Annotated in this window: 19 protein-coding genes and 1 pseudogene; 11 read left to right on the top strand and 9 right to left on the bottom strand. The window is 70.5% G+C overall.

Annotation, left to right across the window (positions count from 1 at the left end):
- Positions 1 to 86: 86 nt before the first annotated feature.
- Both ADL29_RS00710 and ppgK read left to right on the top strand, forming a co-directional pair.
- On the top strand, positions 87 to 1,079 hold the full coding sequence (locus ADL29_RS00710; RefSeq protein ID WP_053922205.1) for a 4-hydroxy-3-methylbut-2-enyl diphosphate reductase: 993 nt from the start codon (positions 87 to 89) through the stop codon (positions 1,077 to 1,079).
- Between the two features lie 53 nt (positions 1,080 to 1,132).
- Complete coding sequence (gene ppgK / locus ADL29_RS00715) at positions 1,133 to 1,978, top strand: polyphosphate--glucose phosphotransferase (RefSeq protein ID WP_053921862.1); 846 nt, start codon at positions 1,133 to 1,135, stop codon at positions 1,976 to 1,978.
- A gap of 13 nt (positions 1,979 to 1,991) precedes the next feature.
- Here the strand turns inward: ppgK and ADL29_RS46195 are convergent.
- Positions 1,992 to 2,330 (bottom strand): annotated as a pseudogene (locus ADL29_RS46195) (DUF6542 domain-containing protein); the annotation flags it as partial.
- A 495-nt stretch (positions 2,331 to 2,825) separates the two neighbouring features.
- On the opposite strand from ADL29_RS46195, the gene ychF reads away from it, so the two are divergent.
- The gene (gene ychF, locus ADL29_RS00720; RefSeq protein ID WP_053921863.1) at positions 2,826 to 3,914 is read left to right on the top strand and encodes a redox-regulated ATPase YchF; all 1,089 of its coding nucleotides are present in this window, start codon (positions 2,826 to 2,828) and stop codon (positions 3,912 to 3,914) included.
- Positions 3,915 to 4,011: 97 nt separating this feature from the next.
- On the opposite strand, the gene ADL29_RS00725 is transcribed toward ychF, so the two are convergent.
- Both ADL29_RS00725 and ADL29_RS00730 read right to left on the bottom strand, forming a co-directional pair.
- The gene (locus ADL29_RS00725) at positions 4,012 to 4,305 is read right to left on the bottom strand and encodes a type II toxin-antitoxin system RelE family toxin (protein ID WP_245689086.1); all 294 of its coding nucleotides are present in this window, start codon (positions 4,303 to 4,305) and stop codon (positions 4,012 to 4,014) included.
- Entirely contained in the window at positions 4,298 to 4,564 is a 267-nt protein-coding gene (locus tag ADL29_RS00730) for a type II toxin-antitoxin system Phd/YefM family antitoxin (protein ID WP_046926200.1), read from the bottom strand. The genes ADL29_RS00725 and ADL29_RS00730 overlap by 8 nt, the downstream gene beginning before the upstream one ends.
- A 335-nt stretch (positions 4,565 to 4,899) precedes the next feature.
- Between ADL29_RS00730 and ADL29_RS00735 the strand changes: the two genes are divergently transcribed.
- Positions 4,900 to 6,273 (top strand): hypothetical protein, encoded by a 1,374-nt coding sequence (locus ADL29_RS00735; protein ID WP_157878352.1) that lies wholly within the window; start codon positions 4,900 to 4,902, stop codon positions 6,271 to 6,273.
- 252 nt (positions 6,274 to 6,525) lie between these two features.
- Positions 6,526 to 7,482, top strand: coding sequence for an alpha/beta fold hydrolase (locus ADL29_RS00740; protein WP_053921866.1), 957 nt, complete (start codon positions 6,526 to 6,528; stop codon positions 7,480 to 7,482).
- On the opposite strand, the gene ADL29_RS00745 is transcribed toward ADL29_RS00740, so the two are convergent.
- The gene (locus ADL29_RS00745) at positions 7,479 to 8,243 is read right to left on the bottom strand and encodes a PIG-L deacetylase family protein (protein ID WP_053921867.1); all 765 of its coding nucleotides are present in this window, start codon (positions 8,241 to 8,243) and stop codon (positions 7,479 to 7,481) included. The two genes, ADL29_RS00740 and ADL29_RS00745, sit on opposite strands and share 4 nt — an antisense overlap.
- A 359-nt stretch (positions 8,244 to 8,602) precedes the next feature.
- Here ADL29_RS00745 and ADL29_RS00750 point away from each other — a divergent pair, with 359 nt between their 5' ends.
- The 6 genes from ADL29_RS00750 to ADL29_RS00775 all read left to right on the top strand — a co-directional run bounded on the left by ADL29_RS00750 (position 8,603) and on the right by ADL29_RS00775 (position 15,810).
- A complete protein-coding gene (locus ADL29_RS00750) occupies positions 8,603 to 9,355 on the top strand; it encodes a GntR family transcriptional regulator (RefSeq protein WP_046926196.1) in 753 nt (250 codons plus the stop codon).
- A gap of 272 nt (positions 9,356 to 9,627) precedes the next feature.
- Complete coding sequence (locus tag ADL29_RS00755; protein WP_053921868.1) at positions 9,628 to 11,310, top strand: APC family permease; 1,683 nt, start codon at positions 9,628 to 9,630, stop codon at positions 11,308 to 11,310.
- Between the two features lie 222 nt (positions 11,311 to 11,532).
- Entirely contained in the window at positions 11,533 to 11,712 is a 180-nt protein-coding gene (locus ADL29_RS00760) for a hypothetical protein (RefSeq protein WP_107094872.1), read from the top strand.
- Between the two features lie 51 nt (positions 11,713 to 11,763).
- A complete protein-coding gene (locus tag ADL29_RS00765; protein ID WP_179954528.1) occupies positions 11,764 to 12,189 on the top strand; it encodes a (deoxy)nucleoside triphosphate pyrophosphohydrolase in 426 nt (141 codons plus the stop codon).
- Positions 12,190 to 12,507: 318 nt separating this feature from the next.
- Positions 12,508 to 12,969 carry an ATP-binding protein gene (locus ADL29_RS00770; protein ID WP_053921869.1) on the top strand — a complete coding sequence of 154 codons (462 nt, stop codon included), beginning with the start codon at positions 12,508 to 12,510 and terminating at the stop codon, positions 12,967 to 12,969.
- Positions 12,970 to 13,140: 171 nt separating this feature from the next.
- Positions 13,141 to 15,810, top strand: coding sequence for a SpoIIE family protein phosphatase (locus ADL29_RS00775; protein WP_245689111.1), 2,670 nt, complete (start codon positions 13,141 to 13,143; stop codon positions 15,808 to 15,810).
- A gap of 35 nt (positions 15,811 to 15,845) precedes the next feature.
- Here ADL29_RS00775 and ADL29_RS00780 read toward each other — a convergent pair whose 3' ends face one another.
- The 5 genes from ADL29_RS00780 to ADL29_RS00800 form a co-directional block, all read right to left on the bottom strand.
- Positions 15,846 to 17,273, bottom strand: coding sequence for an amidohydrolase family protein (locus ADL29_RS00780; protein ID WP_053921870.1), 1,428 nt, complete (start codon positions 17,271 to 17,273; stop codon positions 15,846 to 15,848).
- 139 nt (positions 17,274 to 17,412) lie between these two features.
- Positions 17,413 to 18,300: a succinate dehydrogenase/fumarate reductase iron-sulfur subunit gene (locus tag ADL29_RS00785; protein ID WP_245689087.1), complete on the bottom strand. Its 888-nt coding sequence runs from the start codon at positions 18,298 to 18,300 to the stop codon at positions 17,413 to 17,415.
- Positions 18,297 to 20,240 (bottom strand): fumarate reductase/succinate dehydrogenase flavoprotein subunit, encoded by a 1,944-nt coding sequence (locus ADL29_RS00790; RefSeq protein ID WP_053921871.1) that lies wholly within the window; start codon positions 20,238 to 20,240, stop codon positions 18,297 to 18,299. The genes ADL29_RS00785 and ADL29_RS00790 overlap by 4 nt, the downstream gene beginning before the upstream one ends.
- Before the next feature lie 66 nt (positions 20,241 to 20,306).
- The gene (locus ADL29_RS00795; protein WP_053921872.1) at positions 20,307 to 21,134 is read right to left on the bottom strand and encodes a hypothetical protein; all 828 of its coding nucleotides are present in this window, start codon (positions 21,132 to 21,134) and stop codon (positions 20,307 to 20,309) included.
- Positions 21,135 to 21,432: 298 nt separating this feature from the next.
- The gene (locus ADL29_RS00800; protein ID WP_053921873.1) at positions 21,433 to 21,732 is read right to left on the bottom strand and encodes a hypothetical protein; all 300 of its coding nucleotides are present in this window, start codon (positions 21,730 to 21,732) and stop codon (positions 21,433 to 21,435) included.
- Between the last annotated feature and the right edge of the window lie 292 nt (positions 21,733 to 22,024).

Raw genomic sequence — 22,024 nt, forward strand, 5'->3', positions numbered from 1 at the left:
CTTCGTACCCCCTTCCGTACGCCCTTCAACAGTCTGGGCCACCGGCGCGATCTCAGGGTGCCGGGCTACGCCCTACGATGGGCACCATGACTTCCACGCCCGGTCCCTCTTCCCGCCGCAAGGTCCTGCTCGCCGCCCCCCGTGGCTACTGCGCGGGCGTGGACCGCGCTGTGATCGCCGTCGAGAAGGCCCTCGAGCAGTACGGCGCGCCCGTCTACGTGCGCCACGAGATCGTGCACAACAAGTACGTCGTCAAGACCCTCGAGAAGAAGGGCGCGATCTTCGTCGAGGAGACGGAAGAGGTGCCCGAGGGCAACATCGTCATCTTCTCCGCGCACGGCGTGGCCCCCGTCGTCCACGAAGAGGCCGAGCGCGGCAAGCTCGCCACCATCGACGCCACCTGCCCGCTGGTCACCAAGGTCCACAAGGAAGCCATCCGCTACGCCAAGGAGGACTACGACATCCTCCTGATCGGCCACGAGGGCCATGAGGAAGTCATCGGGACGAGCGGCGAGGCGCCCGACCACATCACCCTCGTCGACGGCCCCGGGGACGTCGAGAACGTCGAGGTCCGCGACCCGGACAAGGTCGTCTGGCTCTCCCAGACCACCCTCTCCGTCGACGAGACCATGGAAACCGTCGACGCCCTCAAGGGCCGCTACCCCAACCTCCTCTCGCCGCCCAGCGACGACATCTGCTACGCCACCCAGAACCGCCAGACCGCGGTCAAGCAGATGGGCGCCGAGGCCGACCTCGTCATCGTCGTCGGCTCCAAGAACTCCTCGAACTCCGTCCGCCTCGTCGAGGTCGCCCTCGGCGCGGGCGCGCGCGACGCCCACCTGGTCGACTACGCCGAGGAGATCGACGAGGCCTGGCTGGAGGGCGTGCGCACGGTCGGCGTCACCTCCGGCGCGTCCGTCCCCGAGATCCTCGTCCACGGCGTCCTGGACTGGCTCGCCCAGCGCGGCTACGAGGACGTCGAGACCATCACGGCCGCCGAGGAGTCCATCGCCTTCTCGCTGCCCAAGGAGCTCCGCCGCGACCTGCGCGCCGAGGCGCAGGCCGCCGTCGAGGGCTGACGGGACCGCGCATCCCGGGGGCGATCGGCCCGCTGGCCGCCTAGCCTTTTCCCATGAGGGTCTTCGGTGTGGACATCGGCGGATCGGGCATCAAGGGTGCCCCGGTGGATCTCGAGCGCGGCGACCTCGCCGAGGAGCGCTACAAGGTGCTGACCCCGCACCCGGCCACCCCGGAGGCGGTCGCCGACTGCGTCAGGCAGGTCGTGGACCACTTCGGCTGGTCGGGCCCGGTCGGCGCGACCTTCCCCGGGGTGGTGACCGGCGGTACGACCCGTACCGCCGCCAACGTCGACAAGGGCTGGATCGGCCTCGACGCCGCCGCCCTGCTCACCGGCCGGCTCGGTGCCGGCAGGCCCGTCACGCTGCTCAACGACGCGGACGCGGCGGGCCTGGCCGAGATGCGCTTCGGCGCCGGACGCGACCGGACGACCGGCACCGTCATCGTCCTCACCCTCGGCACCGGCATCGGCAGCGCCGTCTTCACCGGCGGCCGCCTCCTCGCCAACACCGAGCTCGGCCACCTGGAGCTGCACGGCCACGACGCCGAGAAACGGGCCTCGACGAAGGCCAAGGAGGACGAGGAGCTCAGCTGGCAGCGGTGGGCGCACCGCCTGCAGAAATACCTCGCCCATGTGGAGATGCTGTTCTCGCCCGACCTGTTCGTGATCGGCGGCGGGGTGAGCCGCAAGGCGGAGAAATTCCTGCCGCTGATCGAGGGCATCAGGGCCGAGATCGTGCCGGCCCGGCTTCGGAACAACGCGGGGATCGTGGGCGCCGCGATGGCCGCCCATGCCGGTCGGGCTGCTGCGCCACCTCGCGCGGACGGTGCCCCTTCCCCCGCCCGACCGGCCCGCCCGGTAGTGGACTCACCGGTCGGCTGGCCCGACGCTGCGCGATGAGCATCGCCTTGCGGAACAGCGCCACGAGCGCGCAGATCAGGGTGCCGGCGTAGAGCCAGGGCGCATTGAGCGCGAGGACCGTGAAGACCCCCATCACCATCCCGCCGAAGCCGTCCGGGCCGCGCTGGATCGGCAGCGCCCCCAGCGCGAACGCGATCGGCAGCGCGACCGGCGCGGCGATCAGGTCGTACGGCCGTACCCACAGCGACGCGCACAGGCTGACCAGCACGAAGAACACGCCGTACGGGGTCTGGGCGGCGCCCAGGAGCAGCTGGTCGAGGAAGGCGAAGGTGAGCAGCGCGAGGGTGGCCAGCAGCCAGCAGCCCAGGCCGGTGAGCTTGGGGCGCGGCATCCGGCGCAGCAGCCTCGCGACCGGGGCGGGGGGCGGTGGGCGCCGGGGCCGGGCGCGGTACACGGTCGCGGTCTCGCCGCCGGGCGGGCCGCCCGGACCGGCCGGCCCGCCCGACGTCGGTCCGGTCGGTCCGCTCGGCCCGGCGGCTTCCGCGGGGCGGGGCAGCCGGGCATCGGGATCCACGGCGGGGGCCCGGCCGCTCCGTGGCGGACTGTGCTGGCGCCTGCGCGCTTCGTGTTGCTCCACTCGCCAACGGTAGGCCGCTAAGTGGGATTAATAGGTTGCAGGACACGCGCTTTCGGTGAGCTTGGCGGTCCGTTCGGACGGGGGAGGGGCGCGGCGGGCGGCGGGAGCTCCCGGTGGCGGCCACCGGCCCGCGCCCCCGCCCCGTAAACTGGTGGATCGGCCCTCCAGGGATCCGTGTCCGCGCTCCGGATCCGGCCCCGGAACGGCCGCCCACCCCACCACCTCCCCTTCGGAAGTCGAGTCGCCACCGTGTCGCTCACGATCGGAATCGTCGGTCTGCCGAATGTCGGCAAGTCGACCCTGTTCAACGCCCTGACCAAGAACGACGTGCTGGCGGCCAACTACCCGTTCGCCACCATCGAGCCGAACGTCGGCGTCGTCGGCGTCCCCGACCCCCGCCTGGCCAAGCTCGCCGAGATCTTCTCCTCCCAGAAGATCCTTCCGGCCACCGTCGACTTCGTCGACATCGCCGGCATCGTCCGCGGCGCCTCCGAGGGCGAGGGCCTGGGCAACAAGTTCCTCGCGAACATCCGCGAGTCCGATGCGATCTGCCAGGTCATCCGCGCCTTCAAGGACGAGAACGTCGTCCACGTCGACGGCAAGGTCTCGCCCAAGGACGACATCGAGACCATCAACACCGAGCTGATCCTGGCCGACCTCCAGACCATCGAGAAGGTCCTTCCGCGCCTGCAGAAGGAATCCCGTATCAAGAAGGACGTGGCCCCGAAGGTCGCGGCCGTCGAGGCGGCCAAGGAGATCCTCGAGAAGGGCGACACCCTCTTCTCGCAGGGCATCGTCCAGGGCTCGGGCAAGGAGGAGCTCCTCCACGACCTCCACCTGCTCACCACCAAGCCGTTCCTCTACGTCTTCAACGTCGACGAGGACGAGCTGACCGACGAGGACTTCAAGAACGAGCAGCGCGCCCTGGTCGCCCCCGCCGAGGCGATCTTCCTCAACGCCAAGCTCGAGGCCGACCTCGCCGAGCTCGACGAGGACGAGGCCCTCGAACTCCTCCAGTCCGTCGGCCAGGACGAGCCCGGCCTCGCCACCCTCGCCCACGTCGGCTTCAATACCCTCGGCCTGCAGACGTACCTGACGGCCGGCCCCAAGGAAACCCGCGCCTGGACCATCAAGAAGGGCGCCTCCGCCCCCGAGGCCGCCGGTGTCATCCACACCGACTTCCAGAAGGGCTTCATCAAGGCCGAGGTCATCTCCTTCGCCGACCTGGTCGAAACCGGCTCGGTCGCCGAGGCCCGCGCGGCGGGCAAGGCCCGCATGGAGGGCAAGGAGTATGTGATGCAGGACGGGGATGTGGTGGAGTTCCGCTTCAACGTCTGACGCATCACCGCCCCACGCACCCGCGAAGGCCCGCCGACCTGCCCCGAGAGGAGCGGTCGGCGGGCCTTTCCGGTGGGCGAGCCGTTTCCGTGTGCCGTCAGCTGCCGTAGACCGTGGACCGGTGTCCGATGTGCACCACCCAGACGACCAGTTCGCCGTTGTCGACGGTGTAGACGACGCGGTAGTCGCCGACCCTGAGGCGGCGGCGCTCCGGCTGGGAGACGAGCGCGGTGGTCTTGAAGCCGTAGGGGTCCTTTTCCAGCTCGGTCAGCTTGGCCAGGATGCGCAGTGCGGCGTCCCGGGGGATCTTGCGGAGTTCGGCCCGGGCCTCGGGACGGAAGACGGTGCGGTAGGCAGTCGCGCCGTGGTCACTCACGCCGTAGTTACTCACTGCGCGCCAGCGTCTCCTTCATGACGTCCTCGATCGGGGTGCCGGCGGAGCGGTTCGCCATGCGCTCGTCAATGATGCGGTTGATCTCGCGCTCTTCCCACTGCTGGTACTTGCGCAGCACCTCTATCGACACCACGGCGGCGACTTCCTTGCCGCGGCGGGTGATGACGGTGGGGACGTCGTCGCGGTCGGCCCGCTCGACGACCTCGGCCAGGTGCGCGCGGACGTCACGGATGGACTCTATGGGCATCTGCGTCATGCGCCCAAGCGTACCGAGTGTGCCAGGTGTACACAACGGGAACGGGTGCGCCCGGGGGACCGGCTCGGGTGCCGGCTGACCTGTCACGGGTTTGCCGGAACGCGCCGTCGGACAGGAAACGGCCACGCTGCTCATCCCCTTTTCCGGGACCATTCCGGGACCATTCCGGGATCGATTCCGAGGTCATCACCGAAATTATCTCCGGGACATTTCAGCTGGCCTGGCGATCAGTAATGCGGAGTTGAAATCCGGATTCGTAAAAGGAAGGATCTGGTCGCGCGGAAACCGCTTGGCCGCATCGGGCCGTGCGTGCGCAGATGAAGGGGAAGCTGATTTTGTTCAGGTCGCGTATGGCGGTCGTCGGCGGTGCGGTGATCGCGGCCGGGCTGGTGCTCAGTGGCTGTAGCGGTTCGGGAGGGGACGGGGGAAGCGGCGGCGGGAAGGGCGGCGAGGGGTCGGAGTCCACGGCCGCCGAGGGGGCGATGCTCGGTCAGGTGCCCATGGCCGAGGTGAGCGAGATGAGCGGCGCCATGGGGATGTGGGTGACGAAAAAGAATTTCGTCAAGAATGAGCTCAAGAAGATCGTTGGTTACTCGCCGGATGGCGCAAAAGCGCAGTGGCAGATACCGCTCGGCGGGGAGACCTGCTGGGCATCGCCGGAGCCCACCAAGGACGGCCTGATCGCCGTCGTCTTCAAGAACGGAAAAGACGACACCCCGGTCTGTACGGAAATCGGCGTGGTCGATCTGAACAAGGGCACGATGCGCTGGCACAAGCAGTCGCGCAAGGACGGTACCGCCCGGATGTTCGACGAGGTGGTCATCGGCGGCGGCACCGTCGCCGCGTCCGGCACCGGCGAATCCGCGGGCTGGACGGTCGACGGCAAGCCGCTGTGGCAGAGCGCGTACGGAAAGAAGTGCGAAGAGCAGGGGTACGCGGGCAGCGACGACAAGCTGATCGCGGTGCGCAACTGCGGTGAGCTCAAACATCCCCGGCTGGATCTCCAGACGGTGGACTCGAAGACCCGGGCGGTGAAGTCCAGCTACAAGCTGCCGGCCGGCACCCAGTACGCGCATGTGATGTCGACCGATCCGCTGGTCGTCGCCGTCGACAACGGCCATGCGCAGGGCGGCTCCGGGGCCTCGGAGATCCTCTCGATCGACGACAGCGCGCCCCGGGGCAGGCTGCTCGGCAGGATCGGCACCAGCGGCGGGAAGCACGGGAAGTACGACATCGACTGCCCGGCCACCAACGTCCCCGGCTGCTCGCAGTTCGCGGTCAGCAAGAAGAGCGGCACGCTCTTCCTGCCGACGAACGATCCCGCCGACGGCTCGTCCGAGGCCAAGAACGACATCGTGGCGTTCAGCCTGAAGACGGGCAAGCAGACCGGCACGGTCGAAGGGACCGACGCGGGCCGGCTGTTCCCGGTCGGGACCGACGAGAACGGCCAGGTGAGCGTCTACCAGGAGGGCGACGACCTCTCGGAGAAGGGCGGCGCGGTCTGGCGCATCGACCCCGCCTCGTACAAGAAGACCAAGGTTCTGCAGATTCCCGACGCCAGTTCCAAGGCGGAGACGCGCTTCGAGATGGACCGCCGGGTGCTCTTCGCCGGCGAGCGGCTCTACATCGGCGCCGACCACGTCACCGAGCCCTCCACCGTCTACAAGGAGAAGCAGCCGCTGGCCATGGTCTTCGGGCCGAAGAAGTAGCCACATTCCGGCGCTCCTGGCGCCGCCGCTGACCGGGCCGTGCCTCTCCTCCGGGGCACGGTCCTCAGCGTTTCGGCAAAGGCTTGCGGCAATGAACAGGCCGAACCGACCGAACGGACCGGACAGGTCGAACAGGCCGCGGTAAATGGGCCACAGTAAAAGGGGGTTGATTCATTATGGCCCGGAATCGGCCGCGAAATCATCGGCTGTGGAGATGATTTACGGCACTTTTTGCGTGGTTAGCGTGGACGCATGACGGAAGAAACGACGGACGGCATGTGCGTCACGGCCGACGGTGTGGAGCTGGCCGTACGGGATCACGGCGGCGACGGGCCCGCCGTACTGCTGCTGCACGGCGCGGGGCGGACGCTGCTGGACTGGGAGCTGGTCGCGCCGTTGCTCGCCGTACGGCACCGGGTCGTGGCGATGGATCTGCGCGGGCACGGGCGCTCCGGGGACGGCGCGGTGCCGTGGACGTTCGAGGTGGCCGTCGCGGATGTGGCGGCGGTGCTGACGGCGTACGGGATACCGGGTGCCGCGGTCGTCGGGCACTCGATGGGCGGGATGGTGGCCGCGCTGTGTCTGGAGCGGGGAGCGCCGGCCGCGGTCAATCTGGACGGGCACGGAATGGGGCGGCCCGGGCAGTACGCGGGCCTGGACGCCGGGTATGTGGCGGAACGGCTGGCCGAGGCGCGGAAGTTCGCGGAGGAGGCCGGCGGGCGGCCGTTCCCGGCGGCGGCGTTGGCGGGGGTGCTCGGCTATCAGGCCGCCATGGCGAAGGAGCTGGGGATCCCGTACGAGCTGCTGGAGGCGGGGGTACGGCGGTCGCTGGGGGAGACCGCGGACGGGCGGCTGTTCCTGCGGCCGGGGCGCGAGCGGGCGTGCCAGGCGCAGGAGGCGATGGCGGGGCTCGACCTGTTCGCGCTGTACCGGCGGGTCGCACGGCCGCTGCTCATCGCCCGTGCCCTGCGGCCCGACCCGCCGGTGCCGGGTGCCCCGCCCTGGTTCGACGAGCTGATGGCGGCGTACCGGGAGGGGCTGCGGCGGGATCTCGGCGAGCTGGCGCGGACGGCGGGGCGGGTGACCGTTGCGGGGGTCGATGCGACCCATGCGATGCTGCTCGAACGGCCGCGGGAGATCGCCGAGTTGGTGTCGGGGTTCATGGCCGGGCGGGAGTGTGACGCCACCCTCTGGCCAGCGGGTGGCTAGCGGGGAAAGAGCTGGAAGAGGGTGGCCGGGCGGCCCCGGTAGCGTTCGCCGCCCGCCCGGACCGTCTGCTCGATGAAGGTGCGGGCGTAGTCGGCCGGGTCCTGGTCCGGGCCGGTCAGGCCCTTGATGTACGCCTCGTGGGCGGCCAGTGAGGCGACCGCCCGCTCGATGCCGGGGCCGACCTCTGCGGCATGCGTGGGGTACGGCGAGCCCGCCACGGCCACCCAGCGCACCCCCGTCCAAGGGGCGAGGCCCTGGACGTCCTTGAGCTCGGGGAAGATCCAGCGGTTGCCGGCGTCGTCCGCCGCGTCCAGGGCGGCGCGCCCGACGACCCGGTGGTCGGGGGTGTTCCACCGGACGCCGCCCCAGGTGTCGTGGTGGTTGAGGGTGATCAGCAGCTCCGGGCGGTGGCGGCGGATGGCCGCGGCCAGATCGCGGCGCAGCGCCGTACCGCCCTCTATGACGCCGTCGGGGTGGTCGAGGAATTCGACGGTGTGCACGCCGACGAGCGCGGCGCCGGCCCGCTCCTCGGCTTCGCGGGTCGCGGCGCATTCCGCCGGCGGCAGCCCGTCGATGCCCGCCTCGCCGCGGGTGACCAGGAGATAGCTGACTTCCTTCCCTGCGGCGGTCCATTCGGCGATGGCGGCCGCGGCCCCGTACTCGAGGTCGTCGGGGTGGGCGACGATGGCGAGCGCGCGCTGCCAGGTGTCGGGCATGGGGGCCAGGCGCCGTTCCTCGCCGGCACCGTGCTCGTCGGGCATGGCGGTTCCCTTTCGCGGGTCGGTGCGCCGTATCGGCCGGGTCGCGTCGGCCGGGCCGTTTCGGCCGTGTCGTATCGCGTCGGCCGCGCGGCGCCGGCCGTGCGGTTTCGGTCGTATCGCGAGGTGATCGTGTCACGTCTGGGGGCGCATGGGGGCGTGTTTGGGAAGCGCGGCGCAAGGGATGCGCGGGGCGTATGGGGTGGTGGGGTGCGCTGTGGCCCGATTTCACGGTGCTGTGGTGCTTCGTATGGGGGTTGAGCTGGACTTCCTCGCCTCGCGTCAAGTTTTGGCCCAAGGTTGCGGTGATGAACGCGCGGTTGCCACGCTGTTGCTGACTGTCAAGCTGTTGGGAGGGGCACGTGCCTTTCGGTGAGCAGCCCGCGTACCTCCGCGTCGCAGGCGACCTGCGCCAGAAGATCGTCGACGGATTGCTGCCGCCGCACTCCCGGCTCCCCTCCCAGGCCCGCATCCGCGAGGAGTACGGCGTCTCGGACACCGTCGCCCTGGAGGCGCGCAAGGTCCTGATGGCCGAGGGGCTGGTCGAGGGCCGCTCCGGGTCCGGCACCTATGTGCGCGAGCAGCCCGTGCCGCGCCGGATCGCCCGCGCCGGCCATCAGTCGGGCATCTGCTCCACCCCGTTCCGGCAGGAGCAGACGGACGAGCGGGTGAAGGGGACCTGGGAGTCCAGCAGCCGCCAGGAGGGCGCCAGTACGGCGGTCGCGGCGCGGCTGCGCATCCCGGCGGGCGGCAGGGTGATGCGGACCCGCTATCTCTTCCGGGCCGAGGGGGAGCCGGCGATGCTCTCCACCTCCTGGGAGCCGCTGGAGGTCACCGGCCGGACGCCGGTGATGCTGCCGGAGGAGGGGCCGCTGGCCGGGCGCGGGGTGGTGGAGCGGATGGCGGCCATCGACGTCGTGGTGGACAACGTCATCGAGGAGATCGGGGCGCGGCCGGGCCTGGCGGAGGAGGCCATGGCACTGGGCGGGGTGCCGGGACATGCCGTGCTGGTCATCTCCCGTACCTACTTCGCGGGCCGCTGCCCGGTCGAGACGGCCGATGTCGTCACGCTCGCGGACCGCCACCGGGTCAGCTATCACCTTCCGGTGCGCTAGGCCCTGAGTTTCTGGCCTGAGGGCCGCTGCGGGCGCCACTGGGCGGTTTCCGGCCGTCCATGGAACGGATCCCGTACGGTCCGTATTCCGTCATCCTTGTGTCCCATTTGCCTGCATTTCTTCGCGAATGTGGTCCGAATATCGGTGTTGGAAACCTCACACCGCCTCAACTGGGCGGGTCTTTTTGGTCCGTTCGGGAACCCGATCTTCGGATTCGCTCTTACGATGGCGAAGTTTGTGCACGGCACGGGGGAAGACCAGGAGACCAGCACGTGACCACGACGAAGACAACGGATGCGGAGCAGGGCTCGCATGCGAATTACCGTCGGTCCCTCGGGACCATTGCCCTGACCGCCACTGGTCTCGGGTCCATCATCGGTTCGGGCTGGCTCTTCGGAGCCGAGCGGGCCGCCGCCATTGCCGGACCGGCCGCGATCGTGGCCTGGGTCATCGGGGCGCTGGTCGCGCTCACGATTGCGCTCACCTACTCCGAGCTCGGCGCGATGTTCCCGAAGGCCGGCGGCATGGTCCGCTACGGCCAGTACTCGCACGGCTCGCTCGCCGGCTACCTCGCGGCCTGGGCCAACTGGATCGCCATCGTCTCGGTCATCCCGGGTGAGGCGACCGCCTCCGTCCAGTACATGAGCTCGTGGAAGTTCGGCTGGGCGCACGCGCTGTACGACGGCAAGGAGCTGACCGGCACCGGCGTCGCGCTCGCCAGCGTCCTGCTGGTGTTCTACTTCTTCATGAACTGGTTCGCGATCTCGCTGTTCGCCAAGACGAACACCGCGATCACGGTCTTCAAGGTCGTCGTGCCGGTGCTGACCGCGAGCGCGCTGATGGCCGCGCACTTTGACACCGGCAACGTCGCCCACAACGGCGGCTTCACCCCCAACGGCTGGAGCTCGGTCTTCACCGCCGTCGCCGTCTCCGGCATCGTCTGGGCCTACAACGGCTTCCAGTCCCCGCTGAACCTCGCCGGCGAGGCCCGCAACCCGGGCAAGTCGCTGCCCAAGGCCGTCATCTCGTCGATCATCATCGCGCTGGTCATCTACGTCGCCCTCCAGGTGGCGTTCCTGATGGCGGTGCCGGCCGACAACCTGGCCGCCGGCCACGGCTGGGCCGGGCTGAACTTCAACTCCCCGCTCGCCGACCTCGCCGTCGCCTGGGGCCTGAACTGGCTGGCGCTGCTGCTGTACGCCGACGCGTTCGTCTCGCCGTCCGGTACGGGCATGATCTACGCGGCCACCACCTCGCGCATGATTCACGGCGTGCAGGAGAACGGCCATCTGCCCGGCGTCTTCGGCAAGGTGGACAAGAAGACCGGTGTGCCGCGTCCGGCGCTGCTGCTCAACCTCGTGATCGCGTTCCTCTTCCTCGCGGTCTTCCGCGGCTGGGGCTCGCTCGCCGAGATCGTCTCGATCGCCACGGTCATCTCGTACATCACCGGCCCGGTCGCCGTGATGTCGCTGCGCCGGATCTCGCCGGATCTCACGCGCCCGGTGAAGCTGCGCGCGATGCCGGTCGTCGCGCCGGTCGCGATGGTCTTCGGCTCGCTGGTCCTCTACTGGGGCCGCTGGCCGCTCACCGGCAAGGTCATCCTGATCATGGCCGTCGGTCTGCCGGTGTGGGCCTGGTACGAGATCGGCAAGCCGCTCACCCAGGGCCGTAAGCCGTGGGCCGAGCTGGCGCCGCACCTGAAGGCCGGTGCCTGGATGGTCGCCTACCTGCTGATCATGGCCGCCGTGTCGTGGGCGGGCGGCAAGGAGTTCGGCGGCAAGGGCTACATCCCGGAGGGCGTCGACCTTGCGGTGGTCGTGGCGCTGGGTCTGGCCTTCTACTTCTGGGGCGTGCGCAGCGCCTGGCGCAACCCGTCGCTCGTCCAGGCCGAGGCGGAGCTCCAGGCCGAAGCGGAGGCGGAGTCGGCCCAGGACAAGGCTCCTGTGGGCGCCTGAGCCTCCCGCTCCCCCCGTTTCTCACCGGCCACTCGCGGGCCTCTCCCGGTTCCCGGGGGCCCGCGGGTGGCCGGTTCGGTATCTCTTTGTGCAAATCCGTATGCGGTGCGTAAAGGTCGGGCGTACGCTCGGGCATATGCGGATTGCGATTTCGGCATCAGCACAGGAGGGGTGCATGACGGCGCACTGCACGGCGCACTGCACGGCGGACGGAGGGGCGCGATGACGGACGGTGGGGCCGTACTGCCCTGGCTCGTCATCCGCCAGGACGAAGGGGGCAACCGCTATCGCGTCGGCCGTTATGCCACCCGGGCGGAGGCGGAGCGGGTGGCCGACGGGCTGGACACCCGGGGCGACCAGCAGCTTTACGTGGTGGAACGGGTGGGCCGGGCGGCCGGTTGAGGGAGGCGGAAGGAGAAGCGGGACGACGGCGGGGGACGTAGGCTGCGCCGCATGACGACCGTGCGCGTAGTGGTGGGTGCAGCGGTGTGCGACCGGGGACGGCTGCTGGCCGCGCGGCGCAGTGCACCGCCCGCCCTGGCAGGCCGCTGGGAGCTGCCCGGCGGCAAGGTGGAGGACGGCGAGACGCCCGAGCAGGCACTCGTACGCGAGCTGCGCGAGGAACTGGGTGTCGAGGCGGTGGCGCAGGACCGGATCCCGGGCGAATGGGTGCTGCGGCCCGGCTTTGTGCTGCGGGTGTGGACGGCCCGGCTGCTGTCCGGCCGGCCGCGGCCCCTCCAGGACCATGACGAGCTGCGCTGGCTGCTGCCCGGCGAGGAGCAACAGGTCGACTGGCTCGACCAGGACCGCCCGGCCGTCGCCGAGGCGATGCGCCGGCTGTCGGCGGTGCCCGTCCAGCAGCGGACCGCGCCGTCGTAACGCAGTGCGGAGCCCTGGTCAGCGTGCGCGACCGCAAACAAGGCGCATGCCCGGGGCGGCGTGCGGGCGGCGGGCGGAGCGCGCGACGATACCCACCACGGCCGACTCGTCGCTCGCCGCGCGAAGATGCGCCATTTGTGCCACAGTGCACGGTTGAAGGCGATACTTAGGTCCCGATACCGGGTATGTCCTGATTAACCCCGGCAGAGCAGGCGAATAGGCCAGCCATCGGCTCAGGCGCGGAACAGGCACCCAGGGCGGGCATACGGATCGGCTTACCGAGCAGGCGAATCGACGGGGATCCCTTCAGGCTGGGAAGTGATCGGCGTGAGCGACAGCGCAGCGGCAGGGGTCCCGGAGCCGGCGTCCCCGAACGTCCGCAGGCGCAGCACGGTCTCCGATTCACCCATCGCCGAATGGAGCTTCCCCGCCGACCCCGGCTCGGTGCGCAGCGCCCGCTCCAGGGTCCGCGAGACGCTCTCCGACTGGGGTCTGAACGGCGCCGTCGATGTGGCCGTACTCCTCGTCAGCGAGCTGGTCACCAACTCCCTGCGCCATGCCACCGGCCCGATCGGCGTCCGGATGGCGCTGATCGGCGGCGGTGCCCTCCTCGTCGAGGTCTCCGATCCACTGCCCGACCCCCCGCGGGAACGGACCGCGGCCCCCGACGACGAGGGCGGCCGCGGTTTGCAGCTGGTCGCGTGCAGTTCGCGACGCTGGGGCACCCGTCGGGGAAAGAGTGGCAAGACAGTGTGGTTCGAGCTGTCGGTGGCTGGTTAGGAGAGATGTGGAGTCCTGATCGTTGCCATTTCATCGACATCCTGTAGATGGGCTGCGATCGAGACTGTGCTGTGATCGTGAAGACCGTGTTCCGGATAGCCGGGGTGCTGGATACTCAGGCTGGTCCGGTCCGGGCACGATGAGCTGGAGGGGACGGGGCTCGTGAGCGAGATGTCACGTGGCGGGGCGGAATCCGCGCAGACCGAGGGCCAGGGCGGTGTGGACGGCCCCGGTGACCCAGGCAGACACCGGCATGCGCACGGCCCGCACGGCCTGCCCGTCTGGCAGAGCAGCCAGCCCGGATCCATCTACGACTACATCCGCGTCGCCTCCTTCTCGCTGGGGCCCGACGGACGCATCGACCAGTGGAGCGAGCGCGCCGCCGAGATGCTCGGCATCCCGGCCCGTTACGCCGTGGGCAAGGACCCCGTCGAGGCGTTCGTCCCCGGCGAGCTGCACGAGACCGGCCGCCGCAAGGTGTCCGAGATCCTCGACGGCCGCGAATGGACCGGTCTGGTGCCCTACCGCAGGGAGCCGGACGGCGGCACCGACGGCCTCGCCGAGATCTATGTGATGCCCTCCGAGACGGAGACCGGCGAGCGCGCCGCGGTCTGTCTCGTCGTTGACGTCCGGGCGCTGCGCGGCATCGAGACCGACCTCGCCGCCTCGCAGGCCGTTTTCGGTCAATCTCCCATGGGCTTCACCCTGTTCGGCACCGATCTCAAGCTGCTGCGGGTCAACGAACGCTTCGCCACGGTCTTCGGCGGCCCGGCCGGCAAGTACCGCGGCGGCACCCCGCACGACTTCCTGCCGCGCCCCGAGGCCGAGCGGATGACCGCCGCACTGGCCCGCGTCCTGGAAACCGGCGAGCCGGTCACCGAGATGCAGCTGGTCGGCGCGGTGCCCGGTGAGGAGGACCGCCGCCGCTGGTCGGTCTCGCTCTACCGGCTGCACGGCGCCAGCGGCCGCCCCATCGGCGTCGCCGCCCTCGCCGCCGATGTCACCGGCCGCCGCCGCGCCGAACGAGAGGCCGCCAACGCCCGCCGTAACCTCGCGCTGCTGAACGAGGCCGGCGCCCGCATAGGCAACTCCCTCGACCTGGAGACCACCGCCCGCACCCTCCTCGACGTCGCCGTCCCGCAGTTCTGCGATCTGGCCTCGGTGGACCTCTACCAGGGCCTGCTGTCCGGTGACGAGGCCCCGCCCGGCATGACCGACGGCAGCGCGGAGCTGCGCCGGGTGGCCTTCGCCAGCGCCGTCTCCGACGCCCCGCTCGCCACCTCCACCTGCTGCGTCCCCGACGACGGACCGGGCCCGGTCGCTGTCGGCGCCGTCCACCGCTACCCCTTCAACTCCCCCTGCGCGGGCGCCCTGCGCACCGGCCAGGCGCAGATCATCCCGGGCCGCGAGAACGACGACCGCCAGGAGCTGGGCGCGGTGGTGCACTCCACCCTCGCCGTCCCGATGGTCGCCCGGGACACCGTCGTCGGGCTGGTGCAGTTCTCCCGTACGAAGGGCAGCGAGCCGTTCGGGGAGCGCGATACGGCCCTCGCGGTCGAGCTGGCGGCGCGCGCGGCGGTGTGCATCGACAACGCCCGCCTCTACCGCCGCGAGCACGAACGCGCCCTGATCCTCCAGCGCAGTCTGCTCCCGCCCGGCGACCCGGAGGCGGCCGGTCTCGACATCGCCTGCCGCTATCTGCCCGGCACCACCGCCACCGAGGTCGGCGGCGACTGGTTCGACGTCATCGAACTCCCGGGCCACCGCACGGCCCTGGTCGTCGGTGACGTCATGGGCCGCGGTCTGCGCGCCGCCGTCGCCATGGGCGAACTCCGCACCGCCGTACGCACCTTGGCGCTCCTCGACCTCGAGCCCGCCGAGGTGCTGTCCGCCCTGGACGAGATCGCCCGCGGCCTCGGCGGCACGGGCGACGGCCGCCCGGCCCGGGGGCCGGGCAGCCGCCCCGGCGCCGCGAGGATCCCCGAGCAGGGCCGCCCGGCCCGTACCGCCGACCTCTCCGAGGTCTACCTCGCCACCTGCGTCTACGCCGTCTACGACCCGGTCACCCGGCGCTGCACCTTCGCCAACGCCGGGCATCTGCCGCCGGTGCTGGTGGAGGAGGGCGAGGACGCGCTGATGCTGGACGTGCCGCCGGGGATGCCGCTGGGTGTCGGCGGCGAGCCCTTCGAGGAGATCGAGGTCGATCTGCCGGACGGTGCGCTGCTCGCCCTCTACACCGACGGCCTGGTGGAGTCCCGCCACCATCCGCTGGAGGAGGGGCTGCAGGCGTTCCGTACGGCCCTCTCGGACGCCGGCCGCCCGCTGGAGGACGTCTGCGACCACGTCCTGAGCGCCCTGGACACCTCGCACGGAGAGGACGACATCGCGCTGCTGATGGCCCGGGTGCACGGGCTGCCCAAGGACGCGGTGGGCGACTGGAGCCTGGCACCGGAGGCCCGGTCGGTGGCCCGCGCCCGTGAGCTGGCCCGTGACCAGCTCACCGACTGGGGCCTGCAGGAGCTGGTCGATACGACGGAGCTGCTGGTCAGCGAGCTGGTGACCAACGCCCTGCGGCACGGCCACGGCGAGATCCGGCTGCGCCTGCTGCTGGACCGCACCCTGGTCTGCGAGGTCTGGGACGCCGACCTCGCCCAGCCGCGCCGCCGCCGCGCCCGCGACACCGACGAGGGCGGCCGCGGCCTCCAGCTCGTCGGGCTGCTCAGCGCCGGCTGGGGCAGCCGCCGCACCCCCCGCGGCAAGACCGTGTGGTTCGAACTCGCCCTCCCCGACGGGGAGTCGGCGGGGGTGGACCCGACGGAGGCGCTGCTGAGCATGTTCTGAGCCGGGCGCGGGCCGCGGGCGGCGCTGCGAGGCGGCTACGCCCCGGCCCGGCGGACATGGTCCGCGGCCAGCTCCGCCTCCCGCACCACCCGCTCGGTGTCCACATGCACCAGCTCGCCCTCGGCCTTGCGCAGGTGGCCGTCGACGAAGACGTAACGGACGTTCGGCGGCTGGCCGTTGAGGACGATCTGGCTGGTCCAGTCGAAGCGCGGGGCGAAGTTGAGGGTGCCGGGGTCCAGGACCAGGACGTCGGCGCGCTTGCCGGGGGTCAGGGAGCCGATCCGGCCGTCCATGCCGATGCACTCGGCGCCGCCCAGCGTCGCCATGCGCAGCACGGCCGGGATCGTCGGATGGATCTCCGCGTCCTCGTGCCGTGCCCGCTGCAGCCCGACGGCCGCCTTCATCACATTGAACATGTCCGACGTGTCGTTGGTCCCGCCGTCGTGCCCGAGTCCCGCCCGGACGCCGTGCCGGTGCAGCGCGGGCAGCGGCATGATCCCGGAGGCCAGCCGCATATTGCTGAGCGGACAGTGCGCGACCCGCACATCGTGCTCGCCGGTCAGCGCGATCTCCTCGTCGGTGAGATGGATCGCGTGGTTCATCAGCAGACGGGGACCGAAGGCGCCGGCCTCGCGCAGCGCGCGGACCGGGTCGTCCTTGCGATCGTCGCGGTGCTCGAGGACATGGGAGTTGAGCATCACGCCGAGCTCGTCGGCGACCTCACGGAACTGCCGCAGCTCCCTGAGCGCCGCCATCCCGGCGTGTACGGACACCTGGGCGGAGGCCAGCGGCAGCGGGTCGAGGAAGTCCTTCTTGACCTCGGGGAGGAGGCGGATGTCGGCCGCGTTCTGGGCAGCGGCGTACACGAACCGCAGCCCGGCGTCGTCCAGCGCGCGGATATAGCGCTCGCTGGTGTCGTACGGGATCGGATGCACCCAGTCGACGACGGTGGTGACGCCCGCCTGGAGGGCGTCGAGGGCGGCCAGATGGACGAAGCGGTACATGTCCCGGGCGTCGATCCTGGGCAGCACGGCGCGGTTGCAGCCGGCCAGCCAGCCGTACAGGTCCTGGGTGGCGCAGCCGCCGCGGATGCTGGACTGCCACAGGTGGTTGTGCAGATCGACAAAGCCGGGGAGGACGAGCTGTCCGCTCACGTCCACCACCCGGGTGCCGTGCGGTACGTCCAGGTCCTTGCCGACGGCGGCGATCCTGCCGTTCCGCAGCAGGACGTCGGTGCCGCCCTCGAGGGTGCCCAGCGGTCCCTCGCCGACCTCGGGGTCCATGGTGAGCACCAGGCCGGCGCCGCGCAGCACGGTGGTCCGCCGCCTGCCCCGTATCTCCTGCGGCGGACCCGGTCTCTCCCGGCCCGCGGTGGACGTGGTGGTGGCCGCGGCCAGCGGGACGCTGCCGATACCCGCCAGAAGCCTGCGCCGGCTCACTTCCGGGAAGAACGGAAAGTTCATTCCGTTCTTATACCGCGGGGGTGAGCCGGCGCCGTGAGATCGCTTCCGGTCAAATGAGGTGTCGTCAGGAAGGGCTGAACAATGGGCACTTAAGGGGATTGTGCGGCCGCCCGTCGGGTGGTGCTCCCGGGCATACCGGTCACTCGCCGCGGCGCCGGATCTTGTTCCCGAGCCAGACCAGCGGATCGTACTTCCGGTCCACCGCACGTTCCTTGAGCGGGATCAGCGCATTGTCGGTGATCTTGATGTTCTCCGGGCAGACCTCCGTGCAGCACTTGGTGATGTTGCAGTAGCCCAGGCCGTGGTCGTCCTGCGCGGTGCGCCTGCGGTCCAGGCCGTTGTCCGGGGCGGCGTCCAGCGGATGCATGTCCAGCTCGGCGATCCGCATCAGGAAACGCGGCCCGGCGAAGACGGGCTTGTTCTCCTCGTGGTCGCGCACCACATGGCAGGTGTTCTGGCACAGGAAGCACTCGATGCACTTACGGAACTCCTGCGAGCGGTTTACATCCTCCTGCTGCATCCGGTACTCGCCGGGCCCCAGCTCCGCCGGCGGGACGAACGACGGGATCTCCCGCGCCTTGGTGTAGTTGAAGGAGACGTCGGTGACCAGGTCGCGGATGACGGGGAAGGCCCGCATCGGGGTGACCGTGATCGTCTCCGTACGGCCGAACACCGACATCCGCGTCATGCACAGCAGCCGCGGCCGACCGTTGATCTCCGCGCTGCACGAACCGCATTTGCCCGCCTTGCAGTTCCAGCGCACCGCGAGATCGGACGCCTGGGTCGCCTGGAGCCGGTGGATGATGTCCAGGACCACCTCGCCCTCGTGCACCTCGACCCGGAAGTCCTCCAGGCCGCCGCCGTCCGCATCGCCCCGCCACACCCGGAAGTGCGCCAGATACGCGCCGGACGTCCCGGCGGAACCTGGCCCGTCCGCCTGCTGCACCGCCGTCCGCCGCGCGTCCGCCGTGTCCCCGCCCGCCGCCGGCCCGTCCGTCCTCTGCCCGTTCGCCATCTGGCTGCTCACCGGCTCAGCTCCTCGTCCGTCAGGTACTTCATCAGCTCCTCCTTCTCGAAGAGTTCGAGAAGGTCGGGGCGGATCGGCGGGGTCTCGCGGCGGGTCAGCCGGATCTGGCCCAGCGCCGGGTCCGCCTCGGCCCCCTCGGCCCGGCCGTCGGCCAGCTCACAGACCAGATTGATGTTGCGCCAGCGCCGGTCCATCGTCGGATGGTCGTCGCGGGTGTGCCCGCCCCGGCTCTCCTCGCGTTCCAGTGCCGCCCGCGCCACACACTCGCTGACCAGCAGCATGTTCCTCAGATCGATCGAGAGGTGCCAGCCGGGGTTGTACTGACGGTGCCCCTCGACACCCGCCCGCCGGGCCCGCACCCGCAGTCCGGCCAGCCGGTCGAGCGCCTCGGCCATCTCGCCCTCCCGGCGGATGATCCCGACCAGGTCGTTCATCGCCTGCTGGAGCTCCTGATGGAGGGTGTACGGATTCTCCGCCGGGCCCCCGTCGTGCACGGCGCCCGGCCGCTGGTCCTCGGCGCTGAAGGGCCGCAGCGCCTCCGCCTCCGCCGCGTCGATCGCCCGCTCGTCCGGGTCCGGCCGCGCGGTGACCGCCGCGGCGTACTCGGCGGCGTGCAGGCCCGCCCGGCGTCCGAAGACCAGCAGGTCGGACAGGGAATTGCCGCCCAGCCGGTTGGAGCCGTGCATCCCGCCGGCCACCTCACCGGCCGCGAACAGACCGGGCACGCCGTTGGCCGCCGCGGTGTCCGGGTCCACGTCCACCCCGCCCATGACGTAGTGACAGGTCGGCCCGACCTCCATCGGCTCGGCCGTGATGTCCACATCCGCCAGCTCCTTGAACTGGTGGTGCATGGACGGCAGCCGCCGCTTGATCACCTCGGCCGGCATCCGGGTCGAGACATCCAGGAAGACTCCGCCGTGCGGGGAGCCGCGCCCGGCCTTGACCTCGGCGTTGATGGCGCGGGCGACCTCGTCGCGGGGCAGCAGTTCGGGCGGCCGCCGGTTGTTGTCGGGATCGTCGTACCAGCGGTCGCCCTCTTCCTCGGTCTGCGCGTACTTCTCCTTGAAGACGTCCGGGATGTAGTCGAACATGAAGCGCCGGCCGTCGCTGTTGCGCAGCACCCCGCCGTCACCGCGGACGGATTCGGTGACGAGGATCCCCTTCACCGACGGGGGCCAGACCATCCCGGTCGGATGGAACTGCACGAACTCCATGTTGATCAGCGGGGCCCCGGCCAGCAGCGCCAGGGCGTGCCCGTCGCCGGTGTACTCCCACGAGTTCGACGTCACCTTGAAGGACTTGCCGATACCGCCGGTGGCCAGCACCACGGCGGGGGCCTCGAGGACGAAGAAGCGGCCGGACTCGCGCTCGTAGCAGAAGGCGCCCGCAACCTTGTCGCCCTCCTTGAGGACGCGGGTGACGGTGCACTCCTGGAACACCTTCAGCCGGGCGTCGTGCGCCCCGAACTCCCGCTCGTCCTCCTGCTGCAGCGAGACGATCTTCTGCTGGAGGGTGCGGATCAGCTCCAGTCCCGTACGGTCCCCGACATGCGCCAGCCGCGGGTACTCATGGCCGCCGAAGTTGCGCTGGGAGATCCGGCCGTCCGGCGTACGGTCGAAGAGCGCGCCCCAGGTCTCCAGCTCCCAGACCCGGTCGGGGGCCTCCCGGGCGTGCAGTTCGGCCATCCGCCAGTGGTTGAGGAACTTCCCGCCGCGCATGGTGTCGCGGAAGTGCACCTGCCAGCTGTCGCCCTCGTTGACGTTGGCCATGCTGGCCGCGATACCGCCCTCGGCCATCACCGTATGCGCCTTGCCGAACAGGGACTTGCAGATCACGGCCGTCCGCATACCCGCCTCGCGGGCCTCGATCGCGGCGCGCAGTCCGGCCCCGCCGGCGCCCACCACGACCACGTCCCATGCCTGCCGGTCCACATGTGCCATCGCAGACACAAACCTTTCGTTGGATGGAGTTGACGGAATTGACGGAGTTGATGGGGAAACCCCGTCTCAGAAGAAGCGCGGATCGGCGAAGGCCCCGGTGGCCAGCAGATAGACGTACAGATCCGCGAACCCGACGCTGAACAGCGAGCACCAGGCGAGCAGCATGTGCCGCTCGTTGAGCTTGCCGACCCAGCCCCACAGCCGGTAGCGCACCGGGTGCTTGGAGAAGTGCCGCAGCCGGCCGCCGACGATGTGCCGGCAGGAGTGGCAGGAGAGGGTGTACGCCCAGATCAGCACGATGTTCGCCAGGAAGACCAGGGTGCCCAGGCCCATATGACCCCAGGCGTAGTGCTCGTCGCGGAAGGCCAGCGCGGTGTCGTAGGTCAGGACCAGGGCCACCAGCACCGCGAAGTAGAAGAAGTAGCGGTGGATGTTCTGCAGGATCAGCGGGAAGCGGGTCTCGCCGGTGTACTTCTTGTGCGGCTCGGCGACCGCGCAGGCCGGCGGCGAGGCCCAGAAGCCGCGGTAGTAGGCCTTGCGGTAGTAGTAGCAGGTCAGCCGGAAGCCCAGCGGGAAGATCAGGATCAGCAGGGCGGGGGACAGGCCCCACCAGGAGCCGAAGATCTCCCAGTTCGGGCCGCCGCGCATGGTGTGGCAGTTCTCCGCCAGGCACGGCGAGTAGAACGGCGAGACATAGGGCGCGTGGTAGTAGTCGGCGTTCGCGAAGGCCCGCCATGTCGAGTAGACGACGAACGCGAGCAGCCCGGCGGCGGTGCAGGCCGGGGCCAGCCACCAGCGGTCGGTCCGCAGATGACGGGCGGGGATGGCGGCCCGCGAGGCGGCGTGCACGCCGGTCGCGCCTGCTTGCGGTGAGGGTTCGATACCAGTGGCCAACGTCGGTCTCCGTAAAGGGCGCTCCGTGTGAGGGCGCTTCCGTGAGGGTGCTCGGTGAGGGGCGTGGTGCCGTGAGGGGTGCTGCGGCGGGGCGTCGGCTCCGTCGACGGGCGCTCCGGGGCAGACGGTGCGCGCTCTGCTGACGGGGGCTCGGAATCCGCCGTCACGCGCTCTCGGTGCCGGCGTCACGCGCTCGGGTGACGGACGCTCCGTCGCCGCGGGAACGGGGCAGGGATCCGAGTGGGGCGAGGCCCTCCCCTAAGGGATCTCCCCCAGGGCCTCCCCCCTAAGGGTTCCTCTAAGGCGCATGCCGGTCCTTGGCGCCGAGCCCCTCGTCCTCGGCGTCCTTCCACAGCGCGGCGTCGTACGGGGCGTCCGGCACCGGCACCATCTCGTCCTTGCCGACACCCGGCGGACCCGCCTTCGCACCCGCGATGCTCTCCTTCAACAGGTCCAGGCTCTCGCGCAGATGGTGCGCATCGCTGCGCACCCGCCGCATGTCCAGCCCGGTCCCGACCTGCTCCTCCAGCCGCGCCACGGACCGGATGAGCTCGGTCAGATTGCGATCAACCGCCGTCCAATCGTCCTGAAGGGACATAACGTGCCCTCACCTCCGCAGGGTGTGGTGGGCGATCTCATGCGCCCGCGAGTGTCGCGCGTCACAGTAGGCGTTGGGAAGGGGTCCGGCGTGATTCCGACTCGAACCGGTGCGTTTCGGCAAACATGCGCCGCGGCGGGGGTCGAACGCGGGTGCGGGGGCGGTGTGCAGGGACTGCGTACGGGGCGCGTAAGGGCCGGTCCGCGCACCGCCGTTCGAGGTGCTTTTCCCTGGCAGCGGGCGCGCGCATTGGGCCGCCCGGGTGACCTTCGTACGGCACTCGACGTGTCGT

The organism is Streptomyces chattanoogensis (assembly GCF_001294335.1).
GTDB lineage: Bacteria > Actinomycetota > Actinomycetes > Streptomycetales > Streptomycetaceae > Streptomyces > Streptomyces chattanoogensis.